We start from the raw sequence: 20,130 nt of genomic DNA, 5'->3' as shown, positions 1-20,130 counted from the left end.
GCTCCCACTCCCGAACCGAGGACCCCGCATGACCCGCACCACCCCCGTCGAGGACTTCGACGCCGTCGACATCATCCGCACCAAGCGCGACCGCGGCACGCTCTCGACCGCGCAGATCGACTGGCTGATCGACGCCTACACCCGCGGCTACGTCGCTGACGAGCAGATGGCGGCCTTCGCGATGGCGGTCCTGCTGAACGGGATGGAGCGCGACGAGATCCGCGACCTCACCCTGGCGATGATCGCCAGCGGCGAGCGCATGCGGTTCGACGGACTCGGCAAGCGCACGGTCGACAAGCACTCCACGGGCGGGGTCGGCGACAAGATCACGCTGCCGCTGATGCCGCTGGTCGCCTCCTTCGGCGTGGCGGTGCCCCAGCTCTCGGGACGCGGGCTCGGCCACACGGGCGGAACGCTCGACAAGCTGGAGTCGATCCCGGGCTGGCGGGCCGACCTCGGCAACGAGGAGATGCTGGAGCAGCTGCGGACGGTCGGCGGCGTGATCTGCGCCGCGGGCTCGGGCCTCGCCCCCGCCGACAAGAAGCTCTACGCGCTCCGGGACATCACCGGGACCGTCGAGGCGATCCCGCTGATCGCGTCCTCGATCATGTCGAAGAAGATCGCCGAGGGGACCGACGCCCTGGTGCTCGACGTGAAGTTCGGCTCCGGGGCGTTCATGGTCGACATCGAGCGCTCGCGGGAGCTGGCGCGGGCGATGGTCGACCTCGGCAACGACGCGGGGGTGCGGACCACCGCGCTGCTGACCAACATGAACGTGCCGCTCGGTCTGGCCATCGGCAACGCGAACGAGGTGCGGGAGTCGGTCGAGGTGCTCGCCGGCGGCGGCCCCTCGGACGTCCGGGAGCTGACGCTGGCCCTGGCCCGCGAGATGCTGGCCCTCGCCGGGCAGCCGGACGCGGACGTCGAGCGCGCCCTCGACGGCGGCGCGGCGATGGACACCTGGCGCGCGGTCATCCGCGCTCAGGGAGGGGACGCGGATGCGGCGCTCCCCGAGGCCCGCGAGACCCACGTCGTGGTCGCCGAGCGCGACGGCGTCCTGGTGGAGCAGCAGGCGCTGCCGTTCGGCATCGCCGCCTGGCGCCTGGGCGCCGGACGCGCCCGACAGTCCGACGCGGTGCAGCACGCGGCGGGGATCGACCTGCACGCGAAGCCGGGCGACCGCGTCCGCGCGGGCCGGCCCCTGCTCACGCTGTCGGCCGACGAGCCGGAGCGCTTCGCCCGGGCGCTCGAGGCGCTCGACGGTGCCTACCGGATCGGCGACGACGGCGACGAGGTGCTCGACGGCGGCCCCCTCGTGGCGGAGCGCGTCTCCTAGCCCCGCGCCGCCCGGCACGGAGGAGGCGCCGCCCGGCGAGCCGCTCCCGCCGACCCTCTAGGGTGGTCGGCGAACCACCGCCGACCTGCGAGGAGCACCGTGACCGATCAGACCGAGGAGTACCTCCTCCCGGGCGAGGGCGTCCTCATCGACGAGCTCCCCAAGGTGTCGTTGCACGACCACCTCGACGGGGGGCTGCGGGCCGGGACGGTCCTCGAGATCGCCCGCGAGACGGGCGTGCCGCTCCCGGCCGAGGAGCCGGACGCGCTCGCCGAGTGGTTCCGCGCCACGGCCGACTCCGGCTCCCTCACCGACTACATCGCCACCTTCGAGACGACGGTCGCCGTGATGCAGACCGCGCCGGCGCTCGAGCGCGTGGCCCGCGAGTTCGTGCTCGACCTCGCCGCCGACGGAGTCGTGCACGGCGAGGTGCGCTGGGCGCCGGAGCAGCACCAGCGCGCCGGGCTCTCGCTCGACGCGGCTGTCGAGGCGGTCCAGGAGGGGCTGCAGCAGGGCGTGCAGGAGGCGGCGGCGGAGGGACACCGCATCCGCGTCGGCCAGCTGATCACCGCGATGCGGCACGCCGACCGCTCGCTCGAGGTCGCCGAGCTGGCGCTGCGCCACCGCGAGCGCGGTGCGATCGGCTTCGACATCGCCGGAGCCGAGGCGGGCTTCCCCGCCTCGCGGCACCGTCACGCCTTCGAGCTGCTCGCGGCGGCTCACTTCCCGACCACGGTCCACGCGGGGGAGGCGGACGGCCTCGACAGCATCCGCTCGGCCCTGCTCGACGGCCGCGCGCTGCGCCTGGGCCACGGCGTCCGGATCGCGGAGGACATCCGCATCGAGCGCCAGGACGACGACGCGAGCTACGTGACCCTCGGCGAGCTCTCGGAGTGGGTGAAGGACCGCGAGATCGCCCTCGAGCTCAGCCCCTCCTCCAACCTGCAGACCGGAGCCGTCGCAGCGTGGGGTGCCGAGCTCGCCGACCACCCCTTCGACCTGCTCTACCAGCTGGGCTTCCGCGTCACGGTGAACACCGACAACCGCCTGATGAGCGCGACGACCCTCAGCCGCGAGCTCGCCCTCCTGTCCGACGCGTTCGGGTACGACCTCGACGACTTCGAGGCCTTCCAGCTGAACGCGGCTCACGCCGCCTTCCTGCCGCTCGACGAGCGCCGCGAGCTCGTCGAGACGATCAGCGCCGGCTTCGAGGCGGCCTGACGGTGCCGCTCGACGCGCTCCCCGAGGAGGCGGTGGCCCTCCGCCACTCCGCCGGATCCTGGCGGGAGGCCGTCCTCGAGGCGGGCCGTGCGCTCGAGCGGACCGGCGCGGTGGACGCCGCCTACTCCCGGCGCATGGTCGAGCAGGTCGACGTGCTCGGGCCGTACATCGTCATCGCGCCCGGGCTCGCCCTCGCGCACGCCCGGCCCGGCAACGACGTCCTCGCGGACGGCCTCTCCGTCGTCACGCTGGCCGAGCCCGTCGCCTTCGGCCACAGCACCAACGACCCGGTGTCGGTCGTCATCGGGATCGCCACCACCCAGGCGCACGGACACGTCGGCTTCGTCTCCGGGCTCGCCGACGTGCTCAGCCGTCCGGACGCGGTCGGCGCCCTCGCCGCCGCCCGCACCGTCCGCAGCATCAACGCCGTCCTCACCGACAGCACCCCGCACCACCCGCACCACGGAAGAAGCGCATGAAGATCGTCACCCTCTGCGGCGCCGGAATCGGCACCTCCGCCATCCTCAAGCTCGGCGCCGAGCGCGCCCTCGAGACCCTCGACCTCGAGGCCGAGGTGATCGCCTCCGACCTGGCCTCCGTCGACGCGCTCGCCGCCGACGCGCAGGTCATCCTCACCTCCGGCGAGCTCGTCGACCGCATCGGCCGCACCTTCGCCGAGGTCGTCGTCATCGACAACTACCTCGACCAGAACGAGATCACGGAGAAGATCGAGCGAGCGCTGGGCTGAGCTCGACTCTGAGCCGCTCCCTGCGCGGCTCAGCGCGGTCGGCCTCCCGACGGGGCGCGTTCCGCAGAGCGTATTCCGTCGGGCTGCCTCGAATCGCTGCCACGCGATTCTCGGACGCGCCCTCCACCTTGCGGTGAGAGGGCGCTCCCTCCTCCTGCTGGTCGAGTAGCCGCAGAGCGGCGTATCAAGACTCCCATTTCCAGGGCGCGATGTGTCTACCGTGCGGTGGGAGGGCGTCCGTCGTCCGCCCCTGCTGGTCGAGTGGCCGCGGAGCGGCGTGCCGAGAGCCGGGTTCCCGCGCGGACGGCTGCCCGGACCTCGGGGGGTCAGCGGGCGGCGAGCTGCTCCAGGACGGTGCCGATCAGGCGGCGGGCGCGGGCGGGGGAGAGGCGGGCGGGCCGCTCGGCCGCGCGGGAGACCGCGATGCCGTCGAGGACCGCGAGGAGCAGCGCGGCGTCGTCGGCGCCGAACGACGCCGCGGGATGCGCGGCGCGCAGCAGCTCCAGGACGACGTCCTCCGTGCGCGACCAGCCGGCGGTGTGGATCGCGCGGATCTCCGGATCGGTGCCGGCGCGGGAGGCGAAGGCGGTCCACACGATCGCGTCGGGCACGTCCTCGTCCGCGACGCACGCGATCTCGTCGCAGAAGACGCGCAGCCGCACCTCGGCCGAGGGTTCGGCCTCCAGGCGGCTCCGCATCCGCTCGCGGAAGCGCTCCTCGACCCGGGCCATCGCGCCGGCCAGCAGCGCCTGCTTCGTCGGGAAGTGGTGCTGGACGGCCCCCACCGAGACGCCGGCCTCGGCCGCGACGGTGCGGATGCTGAGGTGCTCCGCCCCGCGGGTCGAGAGGACGGCGACGACCGCCGAGAGGATGTCGCTCCTGCTCTCGCGCCGATCCGGCATGGCGTCCCTCTCGTTCGACTGCTCGAGCAGGCTACGCTCTCGGACATGACCAATACGACCGTATTGCCACCCCGTGCCGGAGCCGGCCGCCGAATCGCGACCCTGGACGTCGTCCGCGGTGTCGCGATCATCGGGACCCTCGGCACGAACATCTGGATCTTCTCCCACCCCTGGGGGATGCTCGGACTGCTCTCCGTCCCGGTGACGCCGGAGACCTCCTCCTCCGCCGGGACTGCGCAGCTCCTGCTGATGGCGCTGGCGCAGGGCAAGTTCCTCGCCCTCCTCTCCCTCGCCTTCGGGGTGGGCCTCGCGATCCAGCACGCCTCCGCGGTCCGGCGCGGGACGCGCTGGCCGGGCCGCTACCTCTGGCGCGCGACGCTCCTCCTCCTGGACGGCGCGGTCAACTACGTGCTGATCGCGGAGTTCGACGTCCTCATGGGATACGCCGTCACCGGAGCGGTCGTCGCCTGGCTGCTGCTCACCCGGCCGACGACGCAGCGCCGCGTGATCCTCGTCTGCGGCGCTCTGCACGTCGTCCTGATCTCGGCGCTCGTGGCGCTCGTGGCGGTGAGTCCGGACGGTGCCGGACAGGGGCCGACCGGCCGGAGCCCCTACGCGGACGCGTCGTTCCTCGGCCTCGCCCTCTTCCGGCTGCAGAACGCGGGCGTCTTCCGTGCGGAGCCGGTGCTCATCGGGCTCCTCAGCCTCGCGATGTTCCTCCTCGGCGCGCGCCTCCATCGGGCGGGGGTCCTCGCCGCCGAGGGCGCGTCACTCCGCCGTCGCATGATGGTCCTCGGCGCCCTCGCCCTCCCCGTCGACCTCGCGCTGGGCGTCGGGGGGAGTGCCGCCGGTCTGCTCGCCGAGCGCTACCTCGTCGCGCCCCTGGTCGGGCTCGGCCTGCTCGCGGCCCTCGCCGAGGCCTGCCTCCGCCGGGGCGCCGAGGGCTGGGCGGCACGCCGGGCGCGGGAGGTCGGCCGGGTCGCCCTGAGCGCCTACCTCCTGCAGAACCTGCTCGGCGGCGCCCTCTTCTACGGCTGGGGACTCGGGCTGGCGGTGACCGCCGCGCAGTGGCGCGTCCCGGCGACCGTCGGAGCGTTCCTGCTCATCGCGGCGGTCGTCGTGCTCGCGGCGCACCTGTGGCTGCGCCGGTTCGAGCTCGGTCCGGTGGAGTGGCTCTGGAAGCGGGGCGAGCGGATCGGTGTCCGCGCGCCCCGCTGACCGGAGGGGGACCTACGCGAGGAGCTCCGCGGCGCCGGTGCGCAGGGCGGCGAGGCGGGACGAGACGGCCGACCGGCGGGCGTCGGCGTCGGAGTCGTGCGACCAGGCGTCGAGGTAGAGCTTGACCTTCGGCTCCGTGCCGCTCGGGCGCGCGATGAGACGGGCACCGTCCAGGGAGAAGCGGAGCGCGTCGGTCGGAGGCAGCGCGCCGCCCTCGGCGAGCAGGTCCTCGCTCCGCTCGACGGCGAGCCCGCCGATCGCGGTCGGAGGCGTCGCGCGCAGTCCGGCCATGATCCGGCCGATCTCGGAGAGGTCGGTGACGCGGAGCGAGATCTGCTCCGATCCGAAGAGCCCGAACCGCTCGGCGAACGACTCCAGCTCGTCGTCGATCGTGCGCTCCTCGGCGGCGAGCGCGCTCGCGAGGGAGAGGAAGGCGAGCGCGGCCGAGACGCCGTCCTTGTCGCGGACCGTCCCGGGGTTCACCAGGTAGCCGAGCGCCTCCTCGTAGCCGAAGACGAGGTCGGGGACGCGCGAGATCCACTTGAAGCCCGTGAGCGTCTCGGCGAAGTCGAGGCCGTAGTCGGCCGCCACAGCACCGAGGGCGGGGGAGGAGACGATCGAGCAGGCGAGCGCTCCTTCGGTGCGGCCCTCGCGGCGGGCCTGCTCGGCGGCGCGCCAGCCGAGCAGCGCTCCGACCTCGTTGCCGGTGAGGCGCCGGAAGCCCTCCGGGGCGGAGGCGTCGGGCACGGCGGCGGCGAAGCGGTCGGCGTCCGGGTCGTTCGCCACGATCAGCTGCGCGCGACCGGAGCGCGCGGTCGAGAAGGCGAGGTCGAGGGCGCCCGCCTCCTCCGGGTTCGGGAACGCGACCGTGGGGAACGCCGCGTCGGGCTCGATCTGCTCGACCACGACGGCCGGCTCGTCGAATCCCGCCGCGGAGAGCACCCGGTGCGCCGTCTCCCAGCCGACCCCGTGCATCGCCGTGTAGACGATGCGCAGCGGAGCGGACTGGCGGCCGACGGCGGCCGTCGCCTCGATGTAGGCGGCGACCACGGACTCGTCCGCGAGCCGGTACTCGCCGCGCGGAAGCTCCGGAACGCGCCGGTCCCGCGCGACCGCGAGGATCCGCTCGGCGATCTCGGAGTCGACCGGCGGCACGATCTGCGAGCCCTCGTCGGCGCCGCCGAGGTACACCTTGTAGCCGTTGTCCTGCGGCGGGTTGTGGCTCGCCGTGACCATCACTCCGGCGTCGGCGCCGAGGTGGCGCACGGCGAAGGCCAGCACGGGGGTGGGCAGGAGCCGGGGCAGCAGCACCGCGTCCACGCCGGCGCCCGCCATCAGCGCGGCGGAGTCCTCGGCGAAGACGCGCGAGTTCTTCCGGCCGTCGTAGCCGATCACGACCACGGGCCGCTGGACGCCCTGCGCCAGCAGGAAGTCGGCCAGGCCGACGGCGGCCTGCGAGACCAGCACGCGGTTCATCCGGTTGGATCCCGCCGCGATGGCGCCGCGCAGGCCCGCGGTGCCGAACGCCAGGCGGGCGCCGAAGCGGTCCTCGAGCTCGGCGCGGGCGGAAGCGTCCCCCGAGTCGGAGGCGGTCAGCAGGCCGACCAGCTCCTCCCGCGTCTCCGGGTCGGGGTCCTGGGCGAGCCAGGCCTCGGCGAGCTCCCGGACGTCGGCGCTCACAGGGCGCCCGTGATCCCGGCGAGCAGGCGGGCGAGGTCGTCCTCGGCGTCGCGGCCGGCCTCGAGCACCTCCTCGTGGCTGAGGGGGGTCTTCTGGATGCCGGCGGCGAGGTTCGTGATGAGCGACATGCCCAGCACCTCCATGCCCGCCTCGCGCGCGGCGATGGCCTCGAGGGCGGTCGACATGCCGACGATGTGGCCGCCGATGATCCTCGCCATCTGCACCTCGGCCGGGCTCTCGTAGTGCGGCCCGCGGAACTGCACGTACACGCCCTCGTCCAGCTCAGGACGCGTCCCCCGGGCGAGGTCGCGCAGGCGCGAGGAGTAGAGGTCGGTGAGGTCGACGAACGTCGCGCCCTCGAGCGGCGAGTCGGCGGTGAGGTTGATGTGGTCGCTGATCAGCACGGGGGTCCCGGGCGTCCAGTGCTCCTTGATGCCGCCCGCGCCGTTGGTGAGGATCATCACCGTCGCGCCCGTCGCGGCGGCGGTGCGGACGCTGTGCGCGACGCGGCGCACGCCGTAGCCCTCGTAGTAGTGGGTGCGGGCGCCGATGATCAGCGCGCGCCTGCCGGTGGGGAGCAGGACGGAGCGCAGGGTGCCGCCGTGCCCGTGCACGGCCGGCTTGGAGAAGCCGAGGATCTCGGTGGCCTCCACCGTCGCGGTCGTCTCGCCGATCGCGTCGGCGGCCTTGCCCCAGCCGCTGCCGAGGGTGAGGGCGATGTCGTGCTTCTCGACCCCTGTCGCCTCGGCGATCTGAGCGGCCGCGCGGGCCGCGATCTCGAAGGGATCGGCGTCGGGGGCGTCGAGCGGGTGCAGGGTCTGGTCGGACATCCTCCCACCCTACCGACGGGCTGCGCGGCGGCGGAGGGCGACTCCCGCGGCCGATCCGACACCCCGCGATTGGGCGAACACTCAGTGAGAGAGGACAATGGGAAGCATGGCTTACGAGTTCGAGCGCGCGCAGAGGATCGCTGTACTCGGAGGGGGGCCGGGCGGCTACGAAGCCGCCATCGCGGGAGCGCAGCTCGGCGCCGAGGTCACCCTGGTCGAGCGGGTCGGAGTGGGCGGCTCGGCCGTCATCACCGACGTCGTCCCGTCGAAGTCGCTCATCGCGACGGCGGAGGCCACCAACGCCATCGGCGAGGCCGCCGACCTGGGCGTGCAGTTCTTCACCCGCTCGGAGCAGAACAAGCCGGTGCGCCCGGACGTGGCGGTCAACCTGGCGACGGTGAACAAGCGCCTGCTCGGGCTCGCGCGCCAGCAGTCCGAGGACATGCGCGCGAACCTGGTGCACCACGGCGTGCGCATCGTCCAGGGGGACGGGCGCCTGGACGGCTCGAACGCCTTGATCGTCTCCACGGCGGCCGGCGGCGAGGGCATGGACTTCGACCGCATCGAGGCGGACACGATCGTGGTCTCGGTGGGCGCCAGCCCCCGTGTGCTCCCGACCGCGGCTCCCGACGGCGAGCGCATCCTCAGCTGGACCCAGCTCTACAACCTCAAGTCCGTCCCCGAGCACCTGATCGTGGTGGGCTCCGGCGTGACCGGCGCGGAGTTCGCCTCCGCCTACCGTGCGCTCGGCGCCCGCGTGACCCTCATCTCCTCCCGCGACCAGGTGCTGCCCGGCGAGGACGCCGACGCGGCCGCCGTGATCGAGAACGTCTTCAAGCGCAACGGCATGGTCGTGCTCTCGAAGTCGCGCGCCGACCGCGTCGAGCGGACCGAGAAGGGCGTGCAGGCCGTGCTCTCGGACGGACGCGTCGTCGAGGGCTCGCACTGCCTGATGGCCGTCGGCTCCGTGCCGAACACGGCGGGCATCGGCCTCGAGGACGCGGGGGTGCAGCTGACGGAGTCGGGGCACATCCGCGTCAACCGCGTCGCCCGCACCAGCGTCCCCTCGATCTACGCGGCCGGGGACTGCACCACGTTCCTCCCGCTCGCCTCCGTCGCCGCCATGCAGGGCCGCACCGGCGTGTTCCACGCGATGGGCGACGCCGTGAACCCGACCGAGGTGCGCAACGTCGCGGCGAACATCTTCACGCAGCCCGAGATCGCGACCGTCGGGTGGAGCCAGCGCGAGATCGAGGAGGGCATCGCGCAGGGCGAGATCTACAAGCTCCCGCTCGCCGCGAACCCGCGGGCGAAGATGATGGGCATCCGCGACGGCTTCGTCAAGCTGTTCGCGCGCACCGGCTCCGGCACCGTCATCGGAGGCGTCATCGTCGCTCCGAAGGCGAGCGAGCTGATCTTCCCGCTCGCCCTCGCCGTGGAGCACCGCCTGACCGTCGACCAGGTCGCGCGGGCCTTCACCGTCTACCCGAGCCTCACCGGCTCGATCTCGGACGCCGCGCGCGCCATGCACATCGTCACCTGACGCGCCACTCCGCCGGGCCGCGCGGGGTGCGGCCCTTCATCGGCAGAGCGCACGACCGGGAATCGCGTGCGAAGCGATTGACGGCAGCGCGACGCGACCCGCTCGGCGGTACCACTCACGTCGAGGAGCCGACCGCGCCGGGCCGCGCGGGGAGCGGCCCGGAACGGGCTCAGACGATCTGGAGGAGCACGTGTCCCGCGGGGACGGTCGCTCCGGCCGTCGCGTCGAGGCCCTTCACGACGCCGTCCTTGTGGGCGGTGAGCGGCTGCTCCATCTTCATCGCCTCGAGGACGACGACCAGGTCGCCGGTGACGACCGTGTCGCCCTCGGCGACGGCGACCTTGACGATGGTGGCCTGCATGGGCGAGGCGACGGAGTCGCCCGTGACGGTGCTGACGGAGGAGGAGCCGCGGCGCTTCGGGGAGGCGGCAGCGGCCCCGCGGGCGGGTCCCGAGCCGACCAGGTCGCCGGGGAGCGTGACCTCGACGCGGCGCCCGTCGACCTCGACGACCACGTTCCGGCGGGCCGCCGGCTCGTCGGTCGCTCCGGGCTCGCCGCTCCAGGCCGGGATCGTGTTCTCGAACTCGGTCTCGATCCAGCGGGTGTAGATCGTGAAGGGCGCGCCGCCCTCGGGGGCGAAGGCCGGGTCCTCGACGATCGCGCGGTGGAAGGGGAGGACGGTCGGCAGTCCGGTGACCTCGAACTCGGCGAGGGCGCGGCGCGAGCGCTCCAGCGCCTGCTCGCGGCTGTCGCCGGTGACGATCAGCTTCGCGAGGAGCGAGTCGAAGGAGCCGGAGATCACGTCGCCGGCGACGACGCCGGAGTCGACGCGGACGCCGGGTCCGCCGGGGGCCTTGAAGACGTGCACCGGGCCCGGAGCGGGGAGGAAGCCGCGGCCCGCGTCCTCGCCGTTGATGCGGAACTCGAAGGAGTGGCCGCGGGGCGCCGGGTCGTCGTAGTCGAGCACGCCGCCCTCGGCGAGGCGGAACTGCTCGCGCACGAGGTCGATGCCGGTGATCTCCTCCGACACGGGGTGCTCGACCTGGAGGCGGGTGTTCACCTCGAGGAAGGACACCGTGCCGTCCTTGCCGATCAGGAACTCGCAGGTCCCGGCGCCGAGGTAGCCGACCTCCTGCAGGATCGCCTTCGAGGCGCGGTAGAGCTCGGTGTTCTGCGTGTCCGTCAGGAACGGCGCGGGCGCCTCCTCGACGAGCTTCTGGTGGCGGCGCTGGAGGGAGCAGTCGCGGGTGGAGACCACGACGACGTTGCCGTGCGCGTCGGCCAGGCACTGGGTCTCGACGTGGCGCGGCTGGTCGAGGTACTTCTCGACGAAGCACTCGCCGCGGCCGAAGGCGGCGACGGCCTCGCGCGTGGCGGAGGCGAACAGCTCCTCGACCTCGTCGCGCTCGCGGGCGACCTTGAGGCCGCGACCGCCGCCGCCGAAGGCCGCCTTGATCGCGACGGGGAGGCCGTACTGGTCCACGAACTCGAGCACCTCGGCGGCGCCGGAGACGGGGTTGAGGGTTCCCGGGGCGAGCGGCGCGCCGACCTTCTCGGCGACGTGGCGGGCCGAGACCTTGTCGCCGAGGCGCTCGATGGCCTCGGGGCCGGGGCCGATCCAGATCAGGCCGGCGTCGATGACGGCGCGGGCGAAGTCGGCGTTCTCGGCGAGGAAGCCGTAGCCGGGGTGCACGGCGTCGGCACCGGAGCGGCGCGCCACCGAGAGCAGCTTGTCGATGACGAGGTAGGTCTCGGCGCTGGTCGTCCCGCCGAGGGCGTAGGCCTCGTCGGCGAGGCGGCTGTGCACGGCGTCGCGGTCCTGGTCGGCGTAGACGGCCACGGAGGCGATCCCGCTGTCGCGGGCGGCGCGGATGACTCGGACGGCGATCTCGCCCCGGTTGGCGACGAGCACCTTCGTAATCTTCGGCATGGTCCCCAACCCTAGGGGGCGGCTCCGCCCGGCCCGGCGCGGCTCACCACAAAGAAGCGGAGGGCCTTCGTCGGTTCCTCACAAGGGCGGGACGGGCCTCAGCGGTTCCAGAGCGCGGTCCAGTCGACGCCGAGGCTCCGCACCAGAGTGCGGAGGGTCGGCACCGACATCCCGATCACCGTCGAGGGGTCGCCCTCGATCGCGGTGATGAAGCCGGCGCCGCGGCCGTCGATGGTGAAGGCGCCGGCCACCTCGAGGGGCTCGCCGGTGGCGACGTAGGCGTCGATCTCGGCGTCGTCGATGTCGTCGGCGAACGTGACGGCGGCGGAGGTGACCGCTCCGGCCTCGGCGACGATCCTCCCGCCGCGGTGGTCGACGAGCCAGTGGCCGGAGTGGAGGCGGCCGGTGCGTCCGCGCTGGGCGCGCCAGCGCTCCCGGGCCCGCTCGGGCTCGTGCGGCTTGCCGTGGACGACGCCGTCGAGGACGAACGCGGAGTCGCCGCCGAGCACCAGACCGTCGATGTCCGGGCGCAGGACGGCGTGCGCCTTGGCGCGGGCGAGCAGCGAGACGGTGGCGTCCGCGTCCAGCGCCGCGCCCCGCTCCTGCTCGGCCCGGGCGACGGCCGCGGGCTCGTCCACCTCGGAGGGGACGACGACGGGCTCGATCCCGGAGGCCCGCAGCAGCGCGAGGCGCGCGGGGGAGGTGGAGGCGAGGTAGAGGCGCACGAGGGCTCCCTGCGGCCGGGCCCACGCTGTGGGATGCTCGACGGATGGCACAGACCCCGTCCCGAGCATCCGCCCGCCCCGACGGGGCCGACGACGCACTCGGGACCGAGATCGAGCTCGACATTAGCAACGTCGCCCACGGCGGCGTGTTCGTCGCCCGGCACGAGGGCCGCGTCGTCTTCGTCCCGGACGTCCTCCCCGGCGAGCGCGTGCGGGCGCGGATCAGCGAGGTCCGGCACGACAGCTTCTGGCGTGCCGAGGCGCTCGAGGTGCTCGAGGCGTCCGAGCACCGGGTGGAGCACGTCTGGCCCGAGGCCGCCCTCGACCGCCGCCCGGGGGAGCGCGTCGGCGGCGCCGAGCTCGGCCACGCCGACCTGGCCTACCAGCGCGAGCTGAAGCGCCTCGTGCTCGTCGACTCCTTCTCCCGCTTCGCCCGTCGCGAGGTCGAGGTGGAGGTCTCGCCGATCGGCGGGGACGACGCGTCCGGCGGCCTCGGCTGGCGCACGCGGAACCGCCTCCACGTCGACGACGACGGACGGGTCGGCCCCTACGCGGCACGCAGCCACCACGTCGTCACCGTGGAGTCGCTGCCCCTCGCGACCGCCGACTCCTCCCTGGCCGCACCGCTCGGCGAGCGCCTCGCTCCCGGCTCGGTGGTCGACCTCGTCGACGCGGCCGGGTCCGAGGGGGCCGCGGTGCTCGTGCACGACCCCTCCGACAAGCGCGCCCGCCGCGACCGCACGGTGGTGAGCGAGTTCGTCGCCGACCGCACCTTCCGGGTCGACCGCACCGGCTTCTGGCAGGTGCACCGCGGAGCCGCCGCCGCGCTCTTCGAGGCCGTGCAGGCCGCCGTCGACGCGGATGCGGCGGACCCGTCGGCCGCCAACCACGACCTCTACGGCGGGGTGGGCCTGCTCGCCGCGGCGCTGGCCGACCGCCTCGGCGCCGGAGTGCGCGTGACCAGCGTCGAGAGCGACTCCCGCGCCACCGAGCACGCGCTCGAGAACCTGGCCGACCAGGTCGGCGCCCGCGCGGTGACCGCCCGCGTCGACCGCTACCTCCGCGACGTCGTCGCCCAGGCCGATGCGCGCGAGCGGGCGCGGTGGCGCGCGGCGACCGTGGTCCTCGACCCGCCGCGCTCGGGCGCCGGCCGAGCGGTCACCGACGCTCTGGCGGAGCTGCGGCCGGCGCAGCTCGTCTACGTCGCCTGCGACCCGGTCGCGCTCGCCCGCGACGTGGGCGCCCTGACCGGGGCCGGCTACGAGCTGGAGCGCCTCGAGGGCTTCGACCTCTTCCCGCACACCTCCCACGTGGAGGCCGTTGCGCGACTGGTCCGCCGAGAGGACTGACCGCGGGCCCGCGCCTGCGTACCATGGGCGGGATGGAGCCCCACGTCGACGCAGCCGAGGCCCCGCGCGTGCGCGTGGCGATCGTGGACGACCACGAGTCGGTGCGCCTGGGCGTGGCCGCCGCCGTCGAGAGCGCGGGGATGCAGGTGGTCGCCGCCGCCGAGACCGTCCAGGCCCTCGAGAGCACGATCGGCGGCGCCGAGATCGAGGTGCTCGTCCTCGACCTGTCCCTGAACGACGGCTCGAGCATCACCAGCAACGTCAAGTGGGGGCAGGTGCGCGGCTCCGCCGTCCTCGTCCACAGCATCGCCGACCGCGTCGTGGCCGTGCGGGAGGCGCTCGCCGCGGGAGCGGCCGGCGTCATCCCGAAGTCCTCGCCCATGTCGACGGTCGTCGCCGCCATCCGCACCGTCGCCCGCGGCGAGGTCCTCAACAATCTGGAGTGGGCCTCGGCCATCGACGCCGACGACGACTTCGCGCGGGCCGTGCTCGGTCGTCGCGAGCGCGACGTCCTGCACCTCTACGCCTCGGGGCTGCCGCTGAAGCTGGTGGCCGAGCGGCTGCAGATCTCGGTGTCGACGGCGAAGGAGTACCTCGACCGGATCCGCGACAAGTACGTCGAGATCGGCCGTCCCGCCCCGACGAAGGTCGATCTGCTGCGGCGCGCGGTGGAGGACGGCATCCTGCCGGGCATCGACCCGGACGACGGCGATGGCGGGCGCTGAGGCGCCGATCGCCCGCCGCAACGCCGGGCGCGAGCGCATCGACCGGATCATCAGCACGGTCGTGTCGTTCTTCGGCTTCGGCTTCGGCGTGCAGACCGTCCCGCCGATCCTCGCGCAGCTGCCCCTCCTGCGCCCCGAGGTGGCCTGGCCGGTGCTGGTGCTGGTCTTCGGATCGCTCACCGCCGCCGTGGTCACCGCCGTGCTGCGGCGGGGCACGCGGATCACGGCGGTCCTGGTCGCCGTCGGTGTCCTCATCGCCCTCCTGACCTGGCCGGCCGCCGTCTCCACCGGGGGCGCGGACCGCGAGACCCCGTGGATCTGGTACCTGCTGACCATCGGCACCGCCTTCTGCACGATCGCGGCTCCCCTCCGGATCGCGATCGCGTACGTGTCGGTGACGACCGTGCTGTTCGGGCTGCTGCGCGTCCTCCCCTCCGGCGGCGGGGCGGAGCCGACCCGCGCGATCCTCGACGCCGCCTACGTGGGCATCGTCGGCTTCGTGATGCTGGTGCTGATCACCGTGCTCCGGCAGTCGGCCGACCAGATCGATCGCGCGCAGACGACGGCCATGGAGCAGTACGAGGCGGCGATGCGCCAGCACGCCGGCGAGGTGGAGCGGGTCGAGGTCGACGCCCTGGTGCACGACAACGTGCTTGCGACGCTGCTCTCCGCCGCCTCCGCCGAGTCGCCGGCCGAGCGTGCGCTGGTCTCCTCGATGGCGCAGCGCACCCTCGCCGTGCTGCTGCCCGACCACGAGCCGGAGCCGCCCGAGGGGCTGGTCCCGCTCGAGCTCCTGCAGCGCCAGCTCGCCCACGCGGCGTCCACCTTCGGGACCGAGATCTCAGTCGCGACGGCCGACGGAGTGGATCCGCGCGCGACGACGCTGCCGCGCCCGGTGGCCGAGGCGCTGCTCGGCGCGGTCTGGCAGGCGCTCGCCAACAGCGTTCAGCACGCGGGTCCGAGCGGCAGCGTCCACCGCGCCGTGCACGGGCTGCTGGGCGACGGCGCGGTGGAGGTCGTGGTGGAGGACGACGGCCGCGGCTTCCGGCTCGCCGACGTCCCGCGCGAGCGGCTGGGCATCCGGCTCTCCATCCTCGAGCGGGTGCACAACGCGCGGGGATCGGCGCGGGTCGACTCGACTCCGGGCGAGGGCACCCGTGTCGTCCTCTCCTGGCGGGCGGACGCGGGAGGAGGGCCGTGATCGCCTACCCGCGCCCCCTGCTCCAGGCGCTCGGCGCCGGCTTCTCGCTGTACCACGTGGTGCTCGCCTTCTTCTCCTTCCGCATCTCCCCGGCCACGCCGGCCGACCTCGTCGCGGTCGCGCTGTACGTCGCGGCGACCGTCGTCGCCCTCTGGCCGGGAGCGACGACCCGGCTCGCCCTGCCCGTCGCGGTCGGGATGACCGCGGTCGCCGTCGCTCTGCCGCTGCTGGTCGCGCCGTCGCTCGATCCGGGCGCCTCCAACGGCTACTCCACCTGGTACATCGCCGCGGTCGGCACCCTCATGACGATCGTGTGCGCCCGCCGGCGCGCGGCCTGCGCCTGGGTCGGCGTCGGCTTCCTGATCGTGCACACCGTGTTCTGGGCCGGCCCGGCCGCGCTGGCCACTCTCGGCGTCGTCGGGGGGATCGCCTGGGTCGCGATCGCGCAGCTGCTCATCGTCGAGCTCGGGCGCGCGGGCTCCGAGGCGCGCGTGCTCGAGGCGGCCGAGCGCGCGGCCGCGTCGTGGCGGGCCGCGGAGGAGGCGCACCTCACGGAGCGCGAGGTCCGGCTGGAGCAGACCCGTGCCCTCGCCGCCGACATGCTGCTGCGCATCGCCGAGCCGGGACCGGGCCTCACCGACGAGGAGCGGCGCGAGTGCCGGCTGCTCGAGGCGGCCGTGCGCGACGAGATCCGCGGCCGGCGGCTGCTGGACGACGAGGTGCGGCGTCTCGTGCTCGACGCGCGGCGGCGGGGGGTGACCGTCTCGGTGCTCGACGACGGCGGCCTCGACCGCACCTCCGAGGGCGAGAGCCGACGGGTGCTGGGGGAGCTCGCCCAGGCTCTGAGCGGGATCCGCGAGGAGGTCGACCGCGTGGTGGTGCGCACCGCGTCGGCCGACTCGGCCTCGGCGGTCACCGTGGTGGGCCTGCGGACGGCCGGCGACGGCAGCGCGGGCGCCCTCGGCTCCGACGACGCGGGGGACGAGGTCGACGCCTGGGTCGAGATCCGGCGCGACGGCGTCGGCGGACGGGACGTCTGAGCGGCGGAGAGCGCGCGGGACGGCGCGGCCGTCCGCATGCGCAGCGACCGGCGGCGACCCGCCCCGGAGGGCGTGCGTATCTCGGATCGGTGCCGCGGGCGGTACGCTCCGGCTCTCAGCACGGCTCAGGTCCCGGCTCGCCCGGTCTCTCGGCGCGGACCGATCGACGGCGCGGCACGAGGGTGAGCAGAGCCGTCATGAGCAGGGCCCGTCGAGCGCACAGCGCGTGATGAGAAGAGCCCGTTAACGGAGTGCGGCGGGCCGTCCACTCCTCCGAAGAGGGGGCCCGGCCCGCCGTCAAACCCCGAGTGAGGGTAACAACCCGAATATTACCCTCACTCGCCCCCAACACACCCGCCTGCTTACCCTGGTCGGCGAGTGATTGGCGGTGCCCCTTCCGAAGGAGGAGCACCGTACGTCCACTAGTGTGCTCGCTCCGCCAGGAGGCGCATAGTCAGCACTTTAGGGGACTAATCGGGGGACAAATTTCACGTTCCGCGTCGCGGATCGCTCGTTCCCCGACGGGCTGCGTCTGCGAGACCGCTCAGCCGGAGAAGGAGCGCCACGCTCCGGGTGCCGGCCGGAGCGGCCTGCGGACCGCCGCGGCGCGGTCGTTCCAGCCCCCGCTGAGCTCCAGCGGGGTCTCCGGCTCGGCCTCGGTGCGCGAGGTCAGTGCGGTGACGACGGCCGTGACGGCGGCGATCTCGGCGGCGTCGAGGCCGGGGGTGGAGATGACGACGGCGGGTGCGGAGTCGGAGGCGGTCATCCCGTGACGCTATCGCATGCTGTTCACGGCGCCGGTCGGCGGGGCATGGCTATGCTGACGCCGGATGCCGCCGGAGCGTCGTCCGTCCGTTGCGAACAGGAGCGTCCCCGCATGCCGACGTGGTTCCCGAGGAGCGGTGCCGCGGCGCTGCGCCCCCTGCGTCTGCTGGTCCGGAGGTCGCCCGCGGCCGTCTCGGTCGTCCTGGTCCTCCTGGCCGCGAGCGCGATCACGGGGACGCTCGTCGCCCCCGCAGGAGCCGAGACGACGTCCTGGTGGGCGGCGGGCCCGATGACGACCCTCGACGGCCGTCCGTGGACAGGGGTGACCGCCCTCCTGATCGCGGCGGACCCGCTGCAGCTGCTCCTGGACGTCGTGCTGGTGCTCCCGATGCTCCTCGCCGCGGAGCGCCGCCTCGGCTCGGCCCGCACCCTCCTCGCCTTCCTCGTGACCGGCGCCGTCGGGATCGTCGTCGGGTCCTCCGTGCAGTCGATCGGCGCTCTCGCCGGCGAGTGGTGGGCGGGCGACACCGTCGGCGACCACACCTTCGACCCGCTGATCGGCGCGGTCGGCGCCCTCATCGCCTCGACCGCCTTCATGGGCGCTCTGTGGCGTCGCCGGCTCCGGGTGACCGTCTTCGCCGTCGTGCTGATGTTCGTGCTCTACGCGGGCGACTCCGCCGACGCGTACCGGCTCCTCGCGGGCGGCTCGGGGCTCGTGCTCGGCGCGGTGCTCGCGCGGGGAGCGTCGGGACTGCGTCCGCAGCGTCCGGCCCCGAGCTCGCACCGCGAGTCCCGGGGGCTGCTGGCGGCGGTCGTCGTCGTCACCGCCATCGGTCCGCTCGTCGCCGTCCTCTCGGACTCGGGCTACGGTCCGTTCTCGTTCCTCGGCCGACTGCTGCAGAGTGCCTTCACGGGGACGACGGACCTCGAGGACCCGTGCAGCCGCGCCCTCCGGCACTGCGCGCACCACGTGAAGCTGAGCCTGGTCGCCCCCGGGCCGATCCTGCTGACGTTCGTCCCGCTCCTCCTCCTGCTCGTCGCCGCCTACGGCCTGCGCTCCGGGCGCCGCCTGGGCCTGCTGCTGGCGGTCGGGGTGAACATCGCGATCGCGATCCTGGAGGTCTTCTCCCTCCAGCGCGCCGCCCGTCACCCCGAGTTCCTGTACTACGCCGAGTACCTGCTCTGGGTGGCGACGACGGTGCTGGTGCCGCTGGCCGTCGTGGCGATGCTCGTGATCGGGAGGAGGCACTTCCGCATCCGCGCGCCCCGTGCCGCTGCGAGGCTCTGGACGCGGGTCGTCGCCATCGCCTTCGTCGTGTCCCTCGGCGGCTACCTGGCGCTCTCGGCCGGCGTGCGCACGAGCTTCGAGCCGCTCCTGGGCCTCGGGAGACTCCTCCTGGACGGGCTGCTGCGCTTCGTCCCGGTGAGCTTCCTCGGCGGCGCCGGACTGCTCGCCGTGCCGCGGGAGCCCGTCGCGCGGATCGTCTTCGAGTGGGTCGGCCCGGTGTTCTGGCTCGTGGTCGTCGTCGCGGTGGTCGCCCTGCTCCGGGCCACCGACGTGCAGCGGAACCGCGGCGACGAGGCGCGGTACCGCGCGCTCCTGTCCCTGCACGGCGCCGGCAGCCTCGGCCATCAGGGGACCTGGGAGGGCAACGCGCACTGGATCTCGGCCGACGGGACCGGCGGAGTCGCCTACCGGGTGATCGGCGGCGTGGCGATCACCCTCTCCGACCCGGCCTGCGCTCCCGAGCGGCGGGAGGACGTCGTGGCCGAGTTCGTGCGTTTCTGCGACGAGCGCAGCTGGACGCCCGTCTTCTACAGCATCCACGACGAGCTGCTCCCCGTCTTCGACCGGCTCGGCTGGTCGCGCCTCTCGGTCGGCGAGGAGACGATCATCGAGCTCTCCTCCTTCGAGCTCACCGGCAAGCGGTGGCAGAAGGTGCGCTACCCGCTCACGCGCGGCATCAAGCTGGGCATCGAGGCGCAGTGGACCAGCTGGCCCGAGCTCTCCCTCGGCATGGCCAACCAGATCGTCGACCTGTCGGAGCGCTGGGTCGCCGAGAAGGCGCTGCCCGAGATGGGCTTCACCCTCGGTGGGATCGACGAGGTCCGCGATCCCGACGTCGCCCTCCTGCTCGCGGTCGGACCGGACGGCGTGCTGCAGGGGGTGACGAGCTGGCTGCCCGTGCACCGGGAGGGGCGCGTGGTCGGCTGGACCCTCGACTTCATGCGCCGCTCCGACGACTCGATGCCCGGCATCATGGAGTTCCTCATCGCCTCCGCGGCGCTGCGCGTCAAGGAGGAGGGCGCCGAGTTCCTCTCGCTCTCGGGCGCACCGCTCGCCACCGCACCGGTCGAGGAGGGGGAGGAGCCTCCGGAGCCGACGGTCCTCTCGCGCCTGCTCGAGTTCCTCTCGCGGACGCTCGAGCCGGCCTACGGCTTCACGTCGCTGTTCCGCTTCAAGGCCAAGTTCCACCCGCGCTACGCGGGCCTCTGGATGACCTACCCCGACGCGCTGCAGCTGCCCCGGATCGGAGCCGCGCTGGGTCGCGCCTATCTGCCCGACCTCTCCGCCGCGCAGGCGCTGGCGTTCGCGCGGGTGGTCGGGGCGAAGCCGGAGGAGAAGCCGTCCGAGGCGTCCGCGGCGAAGCCGGATGCTCCGGCCGCCAGGGCAGGCGCTCCTGCGGCGAAGGCGGGTGCTCCGACAGCCGAGCCGGACGGTCCTGGGGTGAAGGCGGGTGGTCCTGCGGTGAAGGCGGGTGCTCCGGCTGCGAGGGCGGATGCCCGGGAAGCGGAGCCCGATTCCGCGACAGGGGAGCCGGGTGCTCCGGCCGCGGAGCCGGCCGCTCCCGTCGTGCGGCCCGATGCTCCCGCGGAGTCCGCTGCCCGACGGACCGGCCCCGGCTCCTCCGACTGA

The 20,130-nt window shown here is 73.9% G+C and carries 17 protein-coding genes; 11 read left to right on the top strand and 6 right to left on the bottom strand.

Annotated features, from left to right (window positions below):
* Window positions 1-28: 28 nt before the first annotated feature.
* From C5C57_RS01640 to C5C57_RS01625, 4 genes are all read left to right on the top strand, one after another.
* Window positions 29-1,336, top strand: a complete 1,308-nt coding sequence (locus C5C57_RS01640) for a thymidine phosphorylase (RefSeq protein WP_104288109.1) — start codon at window positions 29-31, stop codon at window positions 1,334-1,336.
* A 99-nt stretch (window positions 1,337-1,435) separates the two neighbouring features.
* On the top strand, window positions 1,436-2,557 hold the full coding sequence (locus tag C5C57_RS01635) for an adenosine deaminase (RefSeq protein WP_104246688.1): 1,122 nt from the start codon (window positions 1,436-1,438) through the stop codon (window positions 2,555-2,557).
* A 2-nt stretch (window positions 2,558-2,559) separates the two neighbouring features.
* Window positions 2,560-3,036, top strand: a complete 477-nt coding sequence (locus tag C5C57_RS01630; RefSeq protein WP_104246687.1) for a PTS sugar transporter subunit IIA — start codon at window positions 2,560-2,562, stop codon at window positions 3,034-3,036.
* On the top strand, window positions 3,033-3,305 hold the full coding sequence (locus C5C57_RS01625) for a PTS sugar transporter subunit IIB (RefSeq protein ID WP_104226416.1): 273 nt from the start codon (window positions 3,033-3,035) through the stop codon (window positions 3,303-3,305). The genes C5C57_RS01630 and C5C57_RS01625 overlap by 4 nt, the downstream gene beginning before the upstream one ends.
* A gap of 326 nt (window positions 3,306-3,631) precedes the next feature.
* Here C5C57_RS01625 and C5C57_RS01620 read toward each other — a convergent pair whose 3' ends face one another.
* Complete coding sequence (locus tag C5C57_RS01620) at window positions 3,632-4,207, bottom strand: TetR/AcrR family transcriptional regulator (protein WP_104249480.1); 576 nt, start codon at window positions 4,205-4,207, stop codon at window positions 3,632-3,634.
* A 45-nt stretch (window positions 4,208-4,252) separates the two neighbouring features.
* Between C5C57_RS01620 and C5C57_RS01615 the strand changes: the two genes are divergently transcribed.
* Window positions 4,253-5,425, top strand: a complete 1,173-nt coding sequence (locus C5C57_RS01615) for a DUF418 domain-containing protein (RefSeq protein ID WP_104246686.1) — start codon at window positions 4,253-4,255, stop codon at window positions 5,423-5,425.
* A 12-nt stretch (window positions 5,426-5,437) separates the two neighbouring features.
* Here the strand turns inward: C5C57_RS01615 and C5C57_RS01610 are convergent, their stop codons facing one another.
* Both C5C57_RS01610 and C5C57_RS01605 read right to left on the bottom strand, forming a co-directional pair.
* Window positions 5,438-7,105, bottom strand: a complete 1,668-nt coding sequence (locus C5C57_RS01610; RefSeq protein WP_104246685.1) for a phospho-sugar mutase — start codon at window positions 7,103-7,105, stop codon at window positions 5,438-5,440.
* Window positions 7,102-7,935, bottom strand: a complete 834-nt coding sequence (locus C5C57_RS01605; RefSeq protein WP_104232831.1) for a purine-nucleoside phosphorylase — start codon at window positions 7,933-7,935, stop codon at window positions 7,102-7,104. The genes C5C57_RS01610 and C5C57_RS01605 overlap by 4 nt, the downstream gene beginning before the upstream one ends.
* Window positions 7,936-8,041: 106 nt before the next feature.
* On the opposite strand from C5C57_RS01605, the gene C5C57_RS01600 reads away from it, so the two are divergent.
* Window positions 8,042-9,478, top strand: a complete 1,437-nt coding sequence (locus C5C57_RS01600) for an NAD(P)H-quinone dehydrogenase (protein ID WP_104223171.1) — start codon at window positions 8,042-8,044, stop codon at window positions 9,476-9,478.
* 169 nt (window positions 9,479-9,647) lie between these two features.
* On the opposite strand, the gene C5C57_RS01595 is transcribed toward C5C57_RS01600, so the two are convergent.
* Both C5C57_RS01595 and C5C57_RS01590 read right to left on the bottom strand, forming a co-directional pair.
* Window positions 9,648-11,408 (bottom strand): biotin carboxylase N-terminal domain-containing protein, encoded by a 1,761-nt coding sequence (locus tag C5C57_RS01595; protein ID WP_104246684.1) that lies wholly within the window; start codon window positions 11,406-11,408, stop codon window positions 9,648-9,650.
* 98 nt (window positions 11,409-11,506) lie between these two features.
* Window positions 11,507-12,133: a nucleoside triphosphate pyrophosphatase gene (locus C5C57_RS01590; protein WP_181027094.1), complete on the bottom strand. Its 627-nt coding sequence runs from the start codon at window positions 12,131-12,133 to the stop codon at window positions 11,507-11,509.
* A 44-nt stretch (window positions 12,134-12,177) separates the two neighbouring features.
* On the opposite strand from C5C57_RS01590, the gene C5C57_RS01585 reads away from it, so the two are divergent.
* From C5C57_RS01585 to C5C57_RS01570, 4 genes are read left to right on the top strand one after another with little or no spacing between them, the layout of a single operon-like run.
* Window positions 12,178-13,482, top strand: coding sequence for a class I SAM-dependent RNA methyltransferase (locus tag C5C57_RS01585; protein ID WP_146080877.1), 1,305 nt, complete (start codon window positions 12,178-12,180; stop codon window positions 13,480-13,482).
* 23 nt (window positions 13,483-13,505) lie between these two features.
* Window positions 13,506-14,207 (top strand): response regulator transcription factor, encoded by a 702-nt coding sequence (locus C5C57_RS01580; RefSeq protein ID WP_104223169.1) that lies wholly within the window; start codon window positions 13,506-13,508, stop codon window positions 14,205-14,207.
* Entirely contained in the window at window positions 14,194-15,408 is a 1,215-nt protein-coding gene (locus tag C5C57_RS01575; RefSeq protein ID WP_104297206.1) for a sensor histidine kinase, read from the top strand. Before C5C57_RS01580 ends, C5C57_RS01575 begins: the two co-directional genes overlap by 14 nt.
* A complete protein-coding gene (locus tag C5C57_RS01570) occupies window positions 15,405-16,448 on the top strand; it encodes a hypothetical protein (RefSeq protein WP_104225461.1) in 1,044 nt (347 codons plus the stop codon). Before C5C57_RS01575 ends, C5C57_RS01570 begins: the two co-directional genes overlap by 4 nt.
* A gap of 544 nt (window positions 16,449-16,992) precedes the next feature.
* On the opposite strand, the gene C5C57_RS01565 is transcribed toward C5C57_RS01570, so the two are convergent.
* A complete protein-coding gene (locus C5C57_RS01565; RefSeq protein ID WP_104246683.1) occupies window positions 16,993-17,214 on the bottom strand; it encodes an acyl-CoA carboxylase subunit epsilon in 222 nt (73 codons plus the stop codon).
* A gap of 111 nt (window positions 17,215-17,325) precedes the next feature.
* Between C5C57_RS01565 and C5C57_RS01560 the strand changes: the two genes are divergently transcribed.
* The gene (locus tag C5C57_RS01560) at window positions 17,326-20,130 is read left to right on the top strand and encodes a bifunctional lysylphosphatidylglycerol flippase/synthetase MprF (protein ID WP_181027093.1); all 2,805 of its coding nucleotides are present in this window, start codon (window positions 17,326-17,328) and stop codon (window positions 20,128-20,130) included.

The sequence above is a fragment of the Rathayibacter sp. AY1C5 genome, from assembly GCF_002931705.1.
Lineage (GTDB): Bacteria > Actinomycetota > Actinomycetes > Actinomycetales > Microbacteriaceae > Rathayibacter.
This window is presented reverse-complemented; position numbering and strand designations above follow the sequence as displayed.